Source organism: Rhizobiaceae bacterium (genome assembly GCA_023953845.1).
Classification (GTDB): domain Bacteria; phylum Pseudomonadota; class Alphaproteobacteria; order Rhizobiales; family Rhizobiaceae; genus Arvimicrobium.
In genome coordinates this window covers 230,372-246,467 of the sequence record JAMLJC010000002.1, presented here as the reverse complement: position 1 = coordinate 246,467, position 16,096 = coordinate 230,372, and the positions used below count along the sequence as shown (strand labels likewise).

The 16,096-nt window shown below is 64.1% G+C and carries 16 protein-coding genes; 11 read left to right on the top strand and 5 right to left on the bottom strand.

The annotated features are described in order from the left end of the window. Positions 1–18: 18 nt before the first annotated feature. The 3 genes from M9955_23300 to M9955_23290 form a co-directional block, all read right to left on the bottom strand. Positions 19–744 (bottom strand): glycosyltransferase, encoded by a 726-nt coding sequence (locus tag M9955_23300; protein MCO5084571.1) that lies wholly within the window; start codon positions 742–744, stop codon positions 19–21. A gap of 4 nt (positions 745–748) precedes the next feature. Further along, positions 749–2,299: a glycosyltransferase family 4 protein gene (locus M9955_23295; protein MCO5084570.1), complete on the bottom strand. Its 1,551-nt coding sequence runs from the start codon at positions 2,297–2,299 to the stop codon at positions 749–751. Positions 2,300–2,518: 219 nt separating this feature from the next. Beyond that, the gene (locus M9955_23290) at positions 2,519–3,484 is read right to left on the bottom strand and encodes an NAD-dependent epimerase/dehydratase family protein (GenBank protein MCO5084569.1); all 966 of its coding nucleotides are present in this window, start codon (positions 3,482–3,484) and stop codon (positions 2,519–2,521) included. A 468-nt stretch (positions 3,485–3,952) separates the two neighbouring features. On the opposite strand from M9955_23290, the gene M9955_23285 reads away from it, so the two are divergent. Next, entirely contained in the window at positions 3,953–4,642 is a 690-nt protein-coding gene (locus M9955_23285; protein MCO5084568.1) for an SDR family oxidoreductase, read from the top strand. 32 nt (positions 4,643–4,674) lie between these two features. Here the strand turns inward: M9955_23285 and M9955_23280 are convergent, their stop codons facing one another. Then, on the bottom strand, positions 4,675–5,976 hold the full coding sequence (locus M9955_23280; protein MCO5084567.1) for a class II D-tagatose-bisphosphate aldolase, non-catalytic subunit: 1,302 nt from the start codon (positions 5,974–5,976) through the stop codon (positions 4,675–4,677). 11 nt (positions 5,977–5,987) lie between these two features. Then, the gene (locus M9955_23275; protein ID MCO5084566.1) at positions 5,988–6,320 is read right to left on the bottom strand and encodes a hypothetical protein; all 333 of its coding nucleotides are present in this window, start codon (positions 6,318–6,320) and stop codon (positions 5,988–5,990) included. Here M9955_23275 and M9955_23270 point away from each other — a divergent pair. The 10 genes from M9955_23270 (at position 6,303) to M9955_23225 (ending at position 16,084) form a co-directional block, all read left to right on the top strand. Next, the gene (locus tag M9955_23270; protein ID MCO5084565.1) at positions 6,303–7,223 is read left to right on the top strand and encodes a MurR/RpiR family transcriptional regulator; all 921 of its coding nucleotides are present in this window, start codon (positions 6,303–6,305) and stop codon (positions 7,221–7,223) included. The two genes, M9955_23275 and M9955_23270, sit on opposite strands and share 18 nt — an antisense overlap. Next, positions 7,220–7,867: a cysteine hydrolase gene (locus M9955_23265; protein MCO5084564.1), complete on the top strand. Its 648-nt coding sequence runs from the start codon at positions 7,220–7,222 to the stop codon at positions 7,865–7,867. The genes M9955_23270 and M9955_23265 overlap by 4 nt, the downstream gene beginning before the upstream one ends. After that, complete coding sequence (locus M9955_23260; protein ID MCO5084563.1) at positions 7,864–9,186, top strand: glutamine synthetase family protein; 1,323 nt, start codon at positions 7,864–7,866, stop codon at positions 9,184–9,186. Before M9955_23265 ends, M9955_23260 begins: the two co-directional genes overlap by 4 nt. Continuing rightward, the gene (locus M9955_23255; protein MCO5084562.1) at positions 9,186–9,953 is read left to right on the top strand and encodes an N-formylglutamate amidohydrolase; all 768 of its coding nucleotides are present in this window, start codon (positions 9,186–9,188) and stop codon (positions 9,951–9,953) included. The genes M9955_23260 and M9955_23255 overlap by 1 nt, the downstream gene beginning before the upstream one ends. Then, the gene (locus M9955_23250) at positions 9,950–11,266 is read left to right on the top strand and encodes an aspartate aminotransferase family protein (protein ID MCO5084561.1); all 1,317 of its coding nucleotides are present in this window, start codon (positions 9,950–9,952) and stop codon (positions 11,264–11,266) included. Before M9955_23255 ends, M9955_23250 begins: the two co-directional genes overlap by 4 nt. A 4-nt stretch (positions 11,267–11,270) precedes the next feature. Continuing rightward, positions 11,271–11,822 (top strand): pyridoxamine 5'-phosphate oxidase family protein, encoded by a 552-nt coding sequence (locus tag M9955_23245; GenBank protein ID MCO5084560.1) that lies wholly within the window; start codon positions 11,271–11,273, stop codon positions 11,820–11,822. After that, positions 11,822–12,766, top strand: coding sequence for a 2Fe-2S iron-sulfur cluster binding domain-containing protein (locus tag M9955_23240; protein ID MCO5084559.1), 945 nt, complete (start codon positions 11,822–11,824; stop codon positions 12,764–12,766). The genes M9955_23245 and M9955_23240 overlap by 1 nt, the downstream gene beginning before the upstream one ends. Before the next feature lie 198 nt (positions 12,767–12,964). After that, entirely contained in the window at positions 12,965–14,020 is a 1,056-nt protein-coding gene (locus tag M9955_23235; GenBank protein MCO5084558.1) for an ABC transporter ATP-binding protein, read from the top strand. A 78-nt stretch (positions 14,021–14,098) separates the two neighbouring features. Continuing rightward, a complete protein-coding gene (locus tag M9955_23230; GenBank protein ID MCO5084557.1) occupies positions 14,099–15,112 on the top strand; it encodes an extracellular solute-binding protein in 1,014 nt (337 codons plus the stop codon). 75 nt (positions 15,113–15,187) lie between these two features. After that, complete coding sequence (locus M9955_23225) at positions 15,188–16,084, top strand: ABC transporter permease (protein MCO5084556.1); 897 nt, start codon at positions 15,188–15,190, stop codon at positions 16,082–16,084. Positions 16,085–16,096: the final 12 nt, after the last annotated feature.

Genomic DNA, 16,096 nt, shown 5'->3' with positions numbered 1-16,096 from the left:
GTCACACAGCCGCCGGCATCAGGCGCGCCGAAGGGGTGCGGGTCGCATGTTGCGGGGTGCTGGCCCCAGATTGATGCGAACCGGCGGATCGTCGGGCAGGATGCCCACGAATGTCTTCGGTACGGTCTTGTGCGGAATGCCTGCAGCGATAGTTTCGCAACCCCAGTACCAGTCGCCACCGAGATATCCTCGCCCCGTATCGTGCGGCAGCAGCGGAAAGCGCTGATAGAGGTCGCGCTGGGCGAGCGCCGCATAGGGATAGGGCGGCGTCCAGAAAAAAGAGGCGACTTCCCGCGGTGCATCCTCCTGATCGCGGCATACCACAAGTTGGAAACTGTCACCCAGCACGACGCAATGCTCTGGATGCCAAACCACCTCGCGACCGGCTTCGAAGGCTCGGCCGGCAGCCTCTCGAATCCAGTCGCGGCTGCAGACGTCTCCGGCGTCTATCCAGGTGATCAGCGGCGCTTCAGCCATGCGCGCAGCCGCGTTCCGGGCTTTGATTCGATCGGCTCCTCCCAAATCGACGACGCGAATAGACGATCCGGCGCGGTCGTAGGCCATGGTGGCCGTAGCCTCGTCGGCATCGTGTAACAAGACGACCGTTTCACACCTGAAGCCGCCAAGTGTGGCCTCCACCATTGCATCCGACAGCACAGCGAGCGTGCGATGGAGCAACTTTCCTTCCCGGCTGGCGCAGACCGCGATGAAGATATCGCCGTCGCCTGTCGATCTGTCGTTCATCGGCTTATTCCTCGACAAGGCTGGTCTCTATGAAACCGGGAAGAGAAGCGAGAGAAGAGGCAAAACGTTCCCATCCGTGCCGCTCCCGGACGAGCCGCTGGGCGGCATGCACCTTGCGGCAGGCCAGCTCGGGATTCTCCTCGATTTCGCAGAGCGCCGCTACATACTCGTCCACCGCTTCGGAGCCTGAGACCAGCCAGCCGGTTTCTTCGGTCACGAAATCGCCTATGCCGCCGACGTCCGGCGCGACGATCGGGAGACCCATCGCCGTCGCCTCCAGAAACACGATCGGAAGCCCGTCGAAGGTGGATGTATAGAGAAACGCGTCGCAACTGTCTGCCGGGATGTCCGAAAGACTGGCGTAGCGCCCGCGCACTTCAACATTGCCGAGTGCGTCAAGCAGATCGAGGCTCGCGGGACGTCGTGATTGCACCAGAGAGCCGTAGACCAGATGACGGCGATGCGGCATTCGCGCCGCGATCGCTGCAAGGACGTCCATCCGCTTTTCGTCAGCGAACCTGCTCATCCAGAGGCTTTGCCGAGGCTTGTTGCGTCGAGGCCGCTTCATCGTCATGCCTGGTGGCGCCGGTGTATAGACGACATGGATCTTTCCAACATCGCGCTTGAGCAGGGGAAGATGCCGGGCAAGATCGCGCCTTACGCTGCTATTGTCGGCGATCACCGCCCGCATCGCGCCGATGCAGCCGGGCAATTCATAGGAATAGCCATAGGGCTCACCCTCCGGTGATACAGCATTGCTGAAAACGATCCCGTAGAGACCGGTGTTGTGATGGAGCGTCGCGCCATGTCGCGCGAAAAGCTGCCAGCAGGATTCGGAATGAAGGTTGAAGACGACACGCGGCGCAAACTCGATGATCAGCCTGTCGAGCATTTCGACACGCTCTTCAAGTGTGGGAGAATCCAGCACGTCGCAGAGCGAGACCAGCCTCGTATCGCTGGGCAGATCCACATTATGAACCGTCGGCAGATCGGCGGCGTACATCACGACGTTCGCAGCCCCAACCATATCGCGGAGATACCGCATGAGAAGGAGCCCGATACGCTCTGCGCCGCCGGGGTGATAATGCCATGGCGCGACGACAAGATGCGTAAACGACGAACCGATCGCATCGCGCAGGGCTGAAAACGCCTTTCCAAGTCGCTCGGCGCGCACACTCATCGCGCCGGGATCAAGGGGCGGACGAAAGGCCTTGGGATTCAGTTCCGGAAAATGGCGCGACCACGCCCCAAGCTCACGATAAACCTCGTCGGGTACGTTATCTAGTCCGGGAAACATATTGGCGACCACGGTTCCGTCCAGCGTCGCTGGAGCCGTAAGCATATCCTCCACGATGCGCCCGACATCCATCGTTGGATGAGCGGGGCAATTCCGACGCGAGCCGATCTGGATATAGTGTTCCAGCGGGCTGAGCCCGGTCAGTGCCTCGCGTCCGCACTGGTCGGCGTAATAGCTTTCCTGAAAGAGTTCCTGCCGGTTAGCCAGAAGGCGGCGCAGAAGACGCTGCCGGGACATCTCCCAGACATCGGCAAGCATGCCGGCAACAGCCGTTACCTGCACAGGCGCGCGTGGCAGCGGCCCAATGCCGCAAGCGCCGGATCGTTCTCCAGTCCGAACCGTCGGAGCGGTCGCGCCGTGAGTGGATTTCATCCAAGTGCCTCCACGACCAGCCCCGGCTTTGCCGACTGCGGCTGAATGGCCGACAGTATCCAGTCAAGGCTGATTGCTGATGACGAGAACATGCGGCAGTCCTGCTCAGATCACACTGGGCACGACGCGGGTGAGTCCCTCGGAACCTGGACGAGCGCGGCATCCCGCGTCGACCAGCACCGCAGCCAGATCCTCGTCGCGTATCGGTCCCGGCAACCAACCGGTCAGGGAGGAGAAGAGCGTCGGATCGCCGACGACCCAGTCCGGAGGTTCCTCACCTGCCGATGCCTCTTCGATTGCGGGTGACTGCTCTGCCATCTTGAGCATCCGATGGAGCAGGTCGCGCATCCGGTATGATCTGCCGCTGCACACATTGACGACCCGACCGTAAGCGGCTGGCGCAAAGAGCAGATCAAGCAAGGCCGCGGCTGCGCTCTCCACCGAAATGTAGTCGCGCACAGCATCGAGATTGCCCGTTCGCAGTACCGACAGCGTTTCCGCCGTACCGAGAGCCGCGATCCGGCTGGCGAAGCTTGGCAGGCTCAGATGCTTCGGCATGCCGGCGCCGACGACATTGAACACACGCGCCACGACGATCGTCTGCCCCCGGGCGGACGCCGCAAGGCCGAACTGGGTCTGTGAGAGCTTGCTGAGGCCGTATACAGTCGAAGGGCGGGTTGGGTCGGTCTCCCGCAGCCGATCCGCGCCTTCCGCCCGGGGGCGGCCATATTCAGCCGCGCTGCCGATCAGAAGCACCGGACAGTTTTGCAGTCCGGCGAGATCGAGTGCCGCCATCAATGTCGCGGCAAAGCCCGTATTCAACGCAAAAGTTTCTGCCGGCCTCTCTCCATGCGTGGTTCCCGCGAGATGAACAATGCCGTCGAGGGCCTGTCGCTCCAGAAACGCGGCTAACTGCACAACATCATCCATGGAACCGATGCGACCATCGTAGATGTTGCCCGCCCTCCCGGTTCCGATGGCAAGGGTGCTGATCCTCAGGGAGCGACGTTCAGCCTCCTTACGCAGGGCCGAGCCAATAAATCCGTGCGCTCCTGTTATTAACACACGCATGCGTGAATGCGGTCTCCGATCTCGATGCGTGCCAATCTACAACCTTATGCACGTCGAGGTCGACCTGTCCGATACGTCAGGTGGACGGAACGAAAGAGATGACGGATGCCGTCCGGCGGAATTCTCACGGCGCGAACACCGCCTCCACCCTTCGAGGCGGATCTGGATGAGATTCGCACAGGCGACCTGAAAGCCGTACAGCGTTTCCGACCATGGCTTCACCGCCATCGGGCCGCGGGTCATGGAATGTGAGAGCGAGAACCCGCCGCTTTCGAAGCGAGGTCGCTCATGAATACCGTCGCCTCGACCCCGCGCTCCAGCGACTCTTCCAGGATGCCTCGATCGATGGCGGCAAGCGCAGTCGACCATCTCCAAGAGCATTACAAGCTGGACGGACCCGGTATCCGCGCGGTAGCCGAGGAATCCCTGCAGAGTTGACCTGCACGCGGATGGATCGAGGAGAATGCGATGAAGAAAGCAATCGTAACCGGAGGCGGTACGGGGATCGGCCTCGCAACCTGCCAGCGTCTGATCGCGGCGGGCTACCGTGTCGTTGCCGGCGGGCTGGACCGTGAGGACGGACTTCCCGAGAGCATCGAGTTCGTCACCACCGACGTGACGAAGGAAGAGGATATCAAGGCGCTCGTCGCGCGGGCCGACAGGATCGACGCGCTCGTCAACTGCGCCGGCATCCTGCGTCAGGAGAGGGAATGGGGTCTCGATGATTTCAAGCTGGTCCTCGACGTCAACCTGACTGCAAGCCTCGCCGCCGCCAGCGCCGCCCGTGAAAAGCTCCGCGCCGCGCGCGGCTCGATCGTGAACATCGCCTCTATGTGGAGCTATTTCGGCTCGCCGAAATCGCCTGCCTACGCCTCGTCCAAGGCCGGCATCATGGGCCTGACCCGCTCGATGGCGGTGGCGTGGGGACCGGAAGGCATCCGCGTGAACGCCGTTGCGCCCGGCTGGGTCATGACCCGCATGGCGATCGGCGCCAAGAACGATCCGGAACGCGGGCCGAAGATCACCGCGCGTATTCCGCTCGGCCGCTGGGCCGAACCGTCGGACATCGCTAACGTCATCGCCTTCCTGGTCTCGGAAGAAGCCGCCTACGTTCACGGCGTGGTGCTTCCGGTCGACGGCGGCTACTCGATCGCCTGAGATGCTTCGACAAAATCGCCGTCAGGATGGGTTCAGCGGCTGTCGGCTCCGCCGGGGCCGACCTTGAAGTAGGGCAGCAACGCCTCCTGCACCGTCGCGAGGATCAAGGCCCGCGGCCAGCTCGGCATATACTCTGCCAGCCCTTCGGCGCGCGCTATGACATCCGGCGGGAAATACTGTTCGAGCATCGGAACGAGCAGCTTGTGCGCCTCCAGCGAAGCGATGAGATCGCGAACCGCCGCCTCCGCTTCAGGCCGGTTCCAGTAGTAGCGGATGCGGTCGGCATAGCCGAAGTGGCGCAGCCTGCGGACATCCTCCGCAGTGCCGTGATAGTGCCTGTCCCAATTGGCGGGCGCCGCGAGCATCAGCGCTTCCATCGTGTCGGCAAGCGGCGCGCGTCCTTTTGGCGCCTCGTACCAATTCCTGACATGGTCGAGCGCATAGACTGCCTGCCGATAGGCGAATGTCAGAGCAGGTCCGACCTTCAGGATCGCGAAATGACGGCGGGCGAGTTCCGGAAAGACTTGCGGCTGCTGATAGTCGGTCGAATGCGCCTCGAAACACAGGCCGGGATAGTCGGCGAGGATCGGTGACAGCCGATCCGGCGACCCGGGATTGAAATGGTCTATGTGATCGCCGGAAAACTCCAGACCCGGCTGGACGACCAGACCGACCACCCTGCCCCACGCCTCGGAGGACGCCATAGATTCGATCGCGCGCTGCTGGGCATCGAGCGTCGCGCGGGCGCTTTCCGGCGAGGTCGGCACGATGCCGTGCGCGCCATCGCTGGCACGCGCCCCACCGGGGGGCGGCACTTCCGTGCCAACGATATAGGAAATATCCTCGCGCGCCGGCGCATATTGCTCGCAAACCGCCGCCAATCGCGCCGTACGCTCCGCGCTCAAAGCGTCGGAAACCTGTGCATCCTCGCCCCGGCAGCCCTCGGAGCAGTCGAGATGTATCTTCGTGAAGCCCGCCTCGACGAAGCTGCGCACGAGATCGGCCGCGTGCGCCATCGCCGTCCCCGCATCCTGGTCCCGCCATGCCTGCGGGCCGAGATGATCGCCGCCGAAGATGACGCGCTCGCGCGGCAGGCCGGCCCTGGCGCAGATATTCGCGACGAAGCCGATGAAGTCGTCGGCCTTCATTCCGGTGTAGCCGCCAAACTGATTGACCTGGTTGCTCGTCGCCTCGACCAGCAACGGCTGCTCATGCCGCCTCGCGAGCAGCGCGGCCGCCGCGATCACGTCGGGGTGCGACGAACACACGGACGGCAGCGCAACGGCAGCGCCGGAGAGGTTGCGCTCCACGATGTCCCTGAGATTGGCTCGCATTCAGACCACCCTTAGCCGTGCACCTGCTTCGCGCGAGAAAGCGCGGAGGACGATGGCCGGCAATTGCCGCCGGAATACTGCATGGATCTAAGAGGCGCGTAAACGGCCAGCGGAATCGCTTCAATCACGGATTTGCCGACGGCGATCTTCCTGCTCGACGGGATTTCGCGCAAATGTCGATCTGTCTTCACTATTGACGGAATATATACATCGTGTAATTTTTTCTTCGTGATAGAAGCGGCCTGCGGATAAATCTCGCCGGCATGGGCGGTGTCTGTTTTCGCATCGTCGGGATCGTCCGGGAAGAGGCGGCATAGGGGCGGAGCATGACCATCCGGGATCAATTGATGAGCCAGGGACTGTCGCTCACGCCGTCGGAGGAGAAGATCGTCCGTCTCCTGCTTGCGGAGTATCCGACCTCCGGCCTCGGTACGGCCACCAGTCTCGCCAAGCGCGCCGGGGTCAGCGACCCCACCGTGGTGAGGCTCGTCATGAAGCTCGGTTTCGAGGGCTTCCCGGATTTTCAGGCCAAGCTTCTCGCCGAAGTCGAGGCGGGCTTGCGTTCGCCGCTGCTGATGATGGAATCGAAGCGGTCGAGCGCATCCAGCGAAAGCACTATCGTCGCCTATCTGGATTCGGTCGGGGAAGCGCTGAACAAGTCGGTAAGCGCCACTCCGCTTCAGAGTTACGACCGCGCGGCGCGGCTGATCATGGACGCCAGGGGCGACGTGGTCCTTCTCGGCGGACGGTTCAGCCGTCATGTCGCCGGCATGCTGGCCGGTTACCTCGTGCAGTTCAGGCCCGGCATACGCGATCTCGGCGTGCTCTCCGCGCAGGCTTTCGACACGCTTGCCGATCTCGGCCGCAAGGATGTGTTGATCGTATTCGACTACCGCCGCTATCAGCTCGACGTCGTCGCTTTCGCCCGGCAGGCCGCAGCCCGCGACATACGTCTCCTGCTTTTCACCGATCAGTGGCTGTCGCCGGTCGCTGATTTCGCGGAGGTGACCATCGTCAGCCCGCTGGAGGTCGCATCGCCCTACGACACGCTGGCCCCTGCGATTGCGCAGATGGAAGCGCTGGTAGCGCACATCCTCTCGACGCTTGGCGACGAGGCCCGCGCCCGTATCGAGCGGCTGGAGGAAGTGCGTCAGGCGAACGCCGTGACGCTGGACAGCAGCGCCGGAGACGGCGGCGCCCGCCGCACGCCCGGACCCAAATCGTCAAAGCAGGACAAGAAATCATGAGCCATTCGCTGCCGAAGCGGGACGAGCCGTTCCGCAAGGGTGAGACCGCGCTGCTCCTTGTCGACATGCAACGAATCTGGCTGGAGCCCGGGGCCGATCCGTCGCATCCCGAGCGCGGGCCGGACCACTACTTCTACCGCCAGACCGCGGCCGAGACGATCCCCAACCAGGAGCGGTTGCTGAAGGCGGCGCGCGCAAACGGCGTCGAGGTTCTGCACACCATCATCCAGAGCCTGACCGAGGACGGGCGCGACCGTTCGCTCGACCACAAGCTGACGCCGATCCATGTCGCGCCGAGCCTTGCCACGGGGCTTCCGGTGAAATCGCTGGCCCCGGCCGGCGACGAGATCATGCTGCCGAAGACATCGTCGGGCGTCTTCAACTCCACCAACATCGACTATCTGCTGAAGAATCTCGGCATCCGCTACCTGATCATCGTCGGCATCATGACGGACCAGTGCGTGGACATGGCCGTGCGCGACGCCGCCGATCGCGGGTATCTGGTGACCTGCGTCTCCGACGCCTGCGCCACCGCCACGCCGGAGCGCCACGCCAACGGGCTCAAGGCTTTCGGCGGCTATTGCTGGGTCGCCGACACGAACACCGTCGTCGCCCGCATCGAGGCCATGGGGAAATCGGCATGAACGCCGCCGTCGAATCTCTCGTCGCCGTGGTGACCACGGACCTCGCCGCCGTGACGCGCGGCCGGTCGGTGGTGGAAAGCCGGCTGGACAAGATCGCCGCGACCGGCGTCGGCTGGCTGCAGGCCAACCTGTCGCTGACGCCGTTCAACTCCATCGTCGACCCCAATCCCTGGGGCTCGTCGGGCGATCTGCGGCTGATCCCGGACCGGCAGGCCCGTTTCCGCACCGGCATGACCGGGTCGGCGACGCCTCTCGACATGGTGCCCGGCGATATCGTCGAGCTTGACGGCACGCCGTGGCTCGGCTGCACCCGTACCATGCTGAAGGATGCGCTGGCCGAACTGAGGGCGGAGACGGGCCTATCCGTCGTCGCCGCCTTCGAGCAGGAGTTCCAGATCGCGGGTGCGAGCTTCGCGCCGGCGCATTCGCTTTCCCTTGCCGCCCTGCGCCGCGCCGACCCCTTCGCGCCGACGCTGATGGCGGCGCTGGAAGAGGCGGGCGTCTCGCCGGAAGTCATCATCGCCGAGTTCGGCAACGAGCAGTTCGAGGTGACGCACGCTCCGGCCGATGCGCTCGCCGCCGCCGACCGCTGCGTGGCGATCCGCGAGATCACGCGCGAGCTGGCCCGCAACCTCGGCTGGCACGCGAGCTTCGCGCCCAAAACCGCGCCGGATGGCGTCGGCAACGGCGTGCACATCCATTTCAGCTTTGTCGATGCGGACGGCAAGCCGGCGACCTACGATGCCGCCGGACCGGGCGGCCTGTCGGCAAGAGCCGGTGCTTTCTGTGCCGGCGTGCTGCTTCACCTGCCGGCGATCACCGCGCTCACCGCGTCCAGTGTGCCGTCCTACTATCGGCTGAAGCCGCACAACTGGAGTTCGTCCTACACCTGGCTCGCCGACCGCGACCGCGAGGCGACACTGCGCATCTGTCCGACAGTGACCATCGGCGGTCGCGATCCGGCGAAGCAGTATAATGTCGAGTACCGGGCAGCCGACGCCACCGCCAATCCGTATCTGTCGCTGGCCGCGATCGTGCATGCCGGTCTCGAAGGGCTCAAAGCCGGACTGCCGACGCCGCCTCTGGTGTCCGGGGACCCCACGCTGATGGGCGAAGCGGAGCGGGCGAAGCTCGGACTCCGCCGCCTTCCGGACAGCCTTCCGGCAGCCATCGACACGCTGCTCGCGGACGAGATCGTAACAGGCTGGTTCGCTCCGGCTTTCGTCGAGACCTTCGTCGGCGTCAAACGGCATGAAGCTGAAAAGCTCTCCGAAATGACGCCGGAAGCCATCTGCGACCTTTACCGGACGCTTTACTGATGAGCGCCCCGCCCAGCCGCGACTGGCCACCGGCGGTCGAAGTCCTGAACGAGCGCGGTGGTTCGGACATCGTGCTTCTGTGCGAGCACGCTTCCAACCACATGCCCGCCGAATATGGCCGGCTCGGACTCGATGCGCGGCATCTGGAGCGGCATATCGCCTGGGACATAGGCGCGGCGGAAGTGACCCGCAGATTGTCGCAGCATCTCGATGCACCGGCATTCCTCAGCGGCTATTCGCGGCTGCTCATCGACCTCAACCGGCCGGTCGGCGTGCCGGGCAGCATTCCGGTGCGCTCGGAAGATACGGACATACCGGGCAATGCCGGAATAGACGATGCTGAACGCAACCGGCGCGCGCGGCTCATGTTCCAGCCTTTCCACAACCGTGTGGCCGCGCATCTCGACCGGCGCACTGCCGAGGGGCGGCCGACGCTCATCGTCACCGTCCACAGCTTCACGCCGGTCTTCCTGGGCGTCGCGCGCAAATGGCACGCCGGCGTGCTGTTCGACCGCGCGCGCGGCCTCGCCGCCCACATCCTCAATGGCCTCCGCCGCGATCCGGCGATCGTGGCGGATTTCAACGTGCCCTATGTGATCAGCCGTGACGGTGACTATGCCGTACCGATCCACGGCGACGATCGCGGCATACCGGCCGTGCTGATCGAGATAAGGCAGGACCTGATCGCCGACGAGAGCGGCGTGGCGGAATGGACCGGCAGGCTCGCTGCCGTCCTGCCCGGGCGGGCAAGCGAGGTGGCGGCATGAGCGGCCTTACCCTGCGCGAGCGCGATGCGCGCGTCATCGCCGAGATCGGGCGGCTGCGGTTTTCGCCGCTGTCGCTGGTGGGCGGCAAGGGCAACCGGCTGATCGAGGAAGGTGGTCGCGCGGTGCTCGACCTTTCGGGCTCCGCCGGGCCGGCGATCCTCGGCTACGATCATCCGGCGATTGTCGAGGCGGTGGAGAAATCGGTCCGCGACATGGCTGGAGCCAGCTTGCTGCTCTACCCGAACGAGCCGGCCGTATCGTTGGCAGAAAAGCTCCTGGAGATCACGCCCGGACAGGGCGAAAGGCGCGTCTGGTTCGGCCATTCGGGCTCCGACGCCAACGACTGCGCCGTGCGCGTCCTTACCGCGGCGACCGGCCGCCCGCGCTTCATCTCCTTCGTCGGCTCCTATCACGGCAACCTCTCCGGCTCGATGGGCATCAGCGGCCACACGGCGATGACGCACACGCTGCCACGGCCGGGCATCCTGCTCCTGCCCTACCCCGACCCGTATCGCCCGCGTTTCAGCGCCGAGGACGTGCTGGCCATGCTCGACTTCCAGTTCGAGACGACCTGCCCGCCGAATCAGGTCGCGGCGGTGTTCATCGAGCCGCTGATGTCCGATGGCGGGTTGATCGTGCCGCCGCCGGACTTCCTCAAGGCGTTGCAGGAGCGCTGCCGCCGGCACGGCATCATGATCGTCGTCGACGAGGTGAAAGTCGGGCTGGCGCGCAGCGGCCTTATGCACTGCTTCCAGCATGAGGGGCTTGAGCCGGACATGGTTGTGTTCGGCAAGGGCATCGGCGGCGGCCTGCCGCTGTCGGCCGTGGTCGGGCCGAAGGCGGTCATGGATCACGCGCCTGCCTTCGCCTTGCAGACGACGGCCGGCAACCCGGTCGCGACCGCCGCCGGCAATGCGGTGCTGAAGGCGATCGAGGACGAAGGCCTGATTGAGCGCTCCGCGCGCATCGGAACGCTGTTCGCCGATGCTCTGCGCGCGCTCGGAGACCGGCACGAGATCGTCGGCGACGTGCGCGGACGTGGCCTCGCCATAGGCGTCGATCTCGTCACCGACAGGGCGACGCGCGAGCCGGTGCCGGCGACGACGACCGCCAAGATCATCTATCGCGGCTATCAACTCGGGGCGGCCTTCACCTATGTCGGGCTGAAGGCGAACGTGCTCGAATTCATGCCGCCGCTGACGCTCACGGAGGCCGAGGTCGCGGAAGGCGTCTCCATCGTCGACCGGGCAATGGCCGACGTCGCCGCCGGTCTCATCTCCGACGCCGACGTCGCCTCCTTCATGATGTGGTAGAAAAATGGGCCTGAACTGGAAAACCATTCCCGACGACATGCGCGCCTTCATCGAGGCGCAGAAGCTGTTCTTCGTTGCGACCGCGCCGCAAGACGGCCGGGTCAATCTCTCTCCCAAGGGGCTCGACACGCTGCGCATTCTCGATGATCGCACGGTCGTCTATCTCGATCTCACCGGCAGCGGTAACGAGACGGCGGCGCATGTGACCGAGAACGGCCGCATGACGATGATGTTTTGCGCCTTCAACGGCGAGGCGATGACGTTGCGCCTTTACGGCCGCGCCGAGCTCATCCGGCCGGATCATCCTGAATGGGAGACGCTTCTGGCGCTTTTCCCGATCTTTCCCGGCACTCGCCAGATTTTCCGCCTGAACGTCGATGCGGTCGCAACCTCCTGCGGCTGGAGCATACCGGTCGTCGGCGAGATGGCAGAGCGCAGCGAGCTTGTCGACTGGGCGCGCTCCAAGGGCGAGGAAGGCCTCGAAGCCTATAGGCTCGCCAACAATGTCGTCAGCATCGACGGCCTTTCGACGGGATATGTTTCCGACGACTTCTGATGGCGGAGCCGATTTCCCTCACTTTCGCCGATGGCGAGATCATGCACTTTCCAGCGATCGACGGGGAAAGCGTGCTCGTATCCGCCGAGACGGCTGGCAACGTGCTCGCCAGCAACTGCCGGGAAGGCACGTGCCGGACCTGCGTCGCGTCCGCGCCGGACGGATCGTATGTCCTCTTGTGCATAATGCCGGCCCGCTCCGGGCTCGATCTCAGGCTACCATATCGCCGCGTGGACGTGACGCCCGCCTCGCTGCGCCGCGCCAAGATCAACAGCTTCTCGCGCGTTTCGCCCTCCGTCTGGGAAATCCGTTACCGCCTGCAGTTCCCGCTGCCCTTCCTGCCCGGACAGTATGTCGAGGTCATCTTCCCGGGCATGGACCAGCCGCGGCGCTTCTCCATGGCCAATCCGCCATCGGCGAAGGAGCAGGTGCTGCATGTGCGCGATCTGCCCGGCGGGGCAATGTCCGCCTATCTGCGCGAGCGCGCGAAGCCGGAAGACGCCTTCACCGTACGCGGGCCGTTCGGCGTCTTCTACCTGCGCTCCAATCCCAGGCCAAAGCTGTTCGTCGCCGGCGGCACCGGCCTCGCGCCGATCCTTTCGATGCTGTCTGCCATGGAGGCGGAAGCTGCGCCGCCGCTCGCCATCGTGGCCGGCTTCGCCTCCGACGCCGACGCCTATGCGCTGGACGCATTGCATGCGCTGAAGGAAACGCTGCCGCTGGAGATCGTTCTTGCGGCCGATTCAGCCTCCCCTTTATGGGCCGGATTCATCGGCAATCCCGTCGAAGCGCTGAAATCGGTGACAACCGTGCCGCTTGCGCCTAGCACCGAAGCCTATCTTTGCGGCCCGCCCGGGATGGTCGCGGGCGCACGAGAGGCGCTGTCGGCCCACGGTTTACTGGTGGACGATATTCGCAACGAGGTGTTCATCCATACCGCGTGACGCCAATGGCGGGCGCGGCCGATCCGGACGCACCGACTTCCGCTCCGGAAGAAGCAACCGAATCCACCCCGCGCATCGACCATAAGCGCATCTGATGCACCGCATAAACAATCGTAAATTGATTGTTTTATGCGCGATGCGCCAAGTTTTCGCTGTCGCCTGGGGCGCGACGCGATCCGAAATGGCACGAGGGTGCGAGTGAGTTCGATCCGCATCAAAAAGCTCAGCAAGCAATACGGCAGCTTCCAGGCGTTGAAAGATGTCACGATGGAGGTGAAGCCGGGCTCGCTCAGTGCGGTTCTCGGTCCCAGCGGCTCCGGCAAGACAACGATGCTGTCGGTCCTTGCCGGCATCATTCTTCCGACGTCGGGATCGATCGAGATCGCCGACAGGGATGTCACGCTGGCCCCTGCCGCCCAGCGCAATGTCGGGCTCGTCTTTCAGAGCTACGCCCTTTTTCCGCATCTCAGCGTGTTCGAGAATGTCGCTTTCCCCCTCCGCATCCGGGGCCGGCCTTCCGAGGAGATCAGGAAGCTGGTCGGGACGGCGCTGGAGCGTGTGCGCATGGGCGCCATGGCCTCGCGCAAGCCCTCGCAACTGTCGGGTGGTCAGCAGCAGCGCGTCGCGATCGCCCGCGCCATCGTATTCGAGCCGAGCGTGTTGCTGCTGGACGAGCCGCTCGCCGCGCTTGACCGCAAGCTGCGCGAAGAGGTGCGGATGGAATTGCGCCAGCTTCAGCGCGACCTCGGCATCACGACGCTGCTCGTCACGCACGACCAGGACGAGGCCCTCTCGATGGCGGATGAGGTCGTCATCATGTCGGACGGGCGCATCCAGCAGATCGATACGCCCGAGAAGGCGTACCAGCAACCGGCGAACGAATTCGTCGCCAATTTTCTGGGCATCGCCAATGTTTTCCGGGGAGCGGTGGATGGGGGGGAGGAGCCGCACATCCAGTTGCAGGAAGGCGACCGCATCCGCATCGACGGCAGATCCGTCACGCGATCGGCCGCAAGCGTCTTCGGCATGCTGCGGCCCGAGCAACTGGAAATCGTGCAGAGCGATGCCGCTGGCGCCCTGCCCGTGAATGTATCCGAACGCGTTTTCCTTGGCGAATCCGTCCGATACCTGATGCGGACCGACAAGGGCTACGTGTTCACGGTCCAGAATTCCAATCTCAAACGCGACATCGCCGTCGGCGACCGGGTCGGGCTGACTTGGCAACCGGAGGATGTTTGGGTTCTGCCGGCCTGATGGCGGCAGCAATCGCGCAAAAGGAAAACCGGAATAATCCGGTGAACGGGAACCCCGAACGTATGGAAAGGAAATAACATGCGTAGATTCTCTATATATCTGCTCGGCTCCGTCCTCACGGTGGCGGCAGGCTCCGCAGCGGCCGAACCGGCAAAGACCTTGCGTATCCTGACCGCGGGCGGCGAATGGACCGACGCCGTCACGAAGTGCGTCGACGCGCCGTTCACGGAAAAATACGGCATCAAGGTCGAACTCGACACTCCGGCGGGTTACGCGAAGCTGGCGGGCCTCGCACAATCGGGCAACGTCAACGTGGCCCTCATGGATCTGGAGACGACGGAACTGGAACGCGCCAACGCCGCCGGCTTGCTGGACCCGATCAACTGGGACGCGGTGAAGCCGTTCGACATGTTCCCCGACGCCAAGAAGCCGTACGGCTTCGCCAGCACCTATTTCTCCACGATCATGGCGTGGCGCCCGGATGCGAAGGAGCCGAAGAACTGGCAGGAGTTCTTCGACACGGTCAATTTCCCGGGCAAGCGCGCCCTCCCCGACTATCCGGGGTATGTGCTTGCATTCGCCGCCCTCGCCGACGGCGTCGAGCCGGACAAGCTGTTCCCGCTCGATCTCGATCGCGCGTTCAAGACGCTTGAGCGCGTGAAGGGAGACGTGATCTGGTGGACGGCGGGCGGACAGGCGGCACAGCTCCTCCAGGACAATGAAGCGCAATATGCTATCGGCTGGTCGGGACGTCTCGTGACCAAGGACGACATCAAGATTTCCTTCAATGGCGGCATGCTCGACACCTCCTGGTGGGGAGCCCCGAAGGGTGCCGACCCGGCCATGCAGGAGGCCGCCTGGCTCTATCTGCACGAATACTCCGATCCGCAGAAGCAGGCATGTGTCGCCAACTACATCAGCTACACCGGCCCGAGCCCCGAACTCGACCCGTTGCTGCCGCAGGACAAGCTGTCGCAATTCCCGAACTACAAGGCCAACCGCGACGTCCAGTTCGTTACGGATGGCAAGTGGTGGTACGACAATGCCGCCGACGTCGAGAAGCGCTGGCAGGAATTCAAGCTGGCCCAGTGAAACCGATCGATCCAGTGTCCGGCGTCGCAGGACGCCGGACACATCGCCTAGCCCGTGCAATGCCGGATGTCCGACTTGACTCTTGACGCCGAAGCCGCGCGCTTGACCGCCGACAAGCGGGCGCTGCCGTCCGCCACGATCCGTCGGCCGCACCGCGTCGTCGCCAGCGGCCTCGTTTGGGTTTTGCCGCTGCTGGTCTTCATAGGCGTCGGCTTCAACCTGCCGCTTCTGATGACCGCCGCATGGAGCCTGGTCGACCAGGTTTCCGGAGGCTTCACGCTGGCGAACTACGTCGATTTCGCCACGTCGAAAATCTATCTCACGGTCGTCCTGCGGACAGGGCGCGTGGCTCTGACCGTTTCCCTGATATGCGCCCTCGTCGGATATCCGCTTGCCTACTGGATGACCGGACTTTCGAGGCGCGGTCAGATGTTCGCGCTCGGCATCATCGTCACGTCCTTCTGGGTCAGCATTCTCGTCAGGACCTATGCGTGGATCGTCGTTTTGGGCAACGCCGGCATCGTCAACCGGACGCTGCAGGCCGTCGGCCTGACCGACAAGCCCATTCCGTTTCTCTACAACGAGGTGGGCGTCACCATCGGCATGGTGAATGTGCTGTTGCCCTTCATGCTGCTGCCGCTCTATGCAGCCATGCTGCAGATAGATCCGCGGCTGCGGCCGATGGCGTATACGCTCGGCGCGTCGAGCGGCCAGTTCTTCCGGCGCATTTTCTTTCCGCTCACGCTTCCCGCTCTTGCCGCGACCTTCGTGCTGGTGTTCATCCTGAGCCTCGGCTTCTACATCACGCCCGCGATCCTGGGCGGCGGCAAGGTGCCGCTCATAGCGAACATGCTCGACATATTGATCAACCAGTTCCCGCGCTGGAATCTGGCGGCGGCGATCTCGATCGTGCTGCTCGTCCTCACGCTGGCGCTTTACGCCGTTTATCAGCTGCTGAGGCGAAAGACTTGATCGTGAACCTTT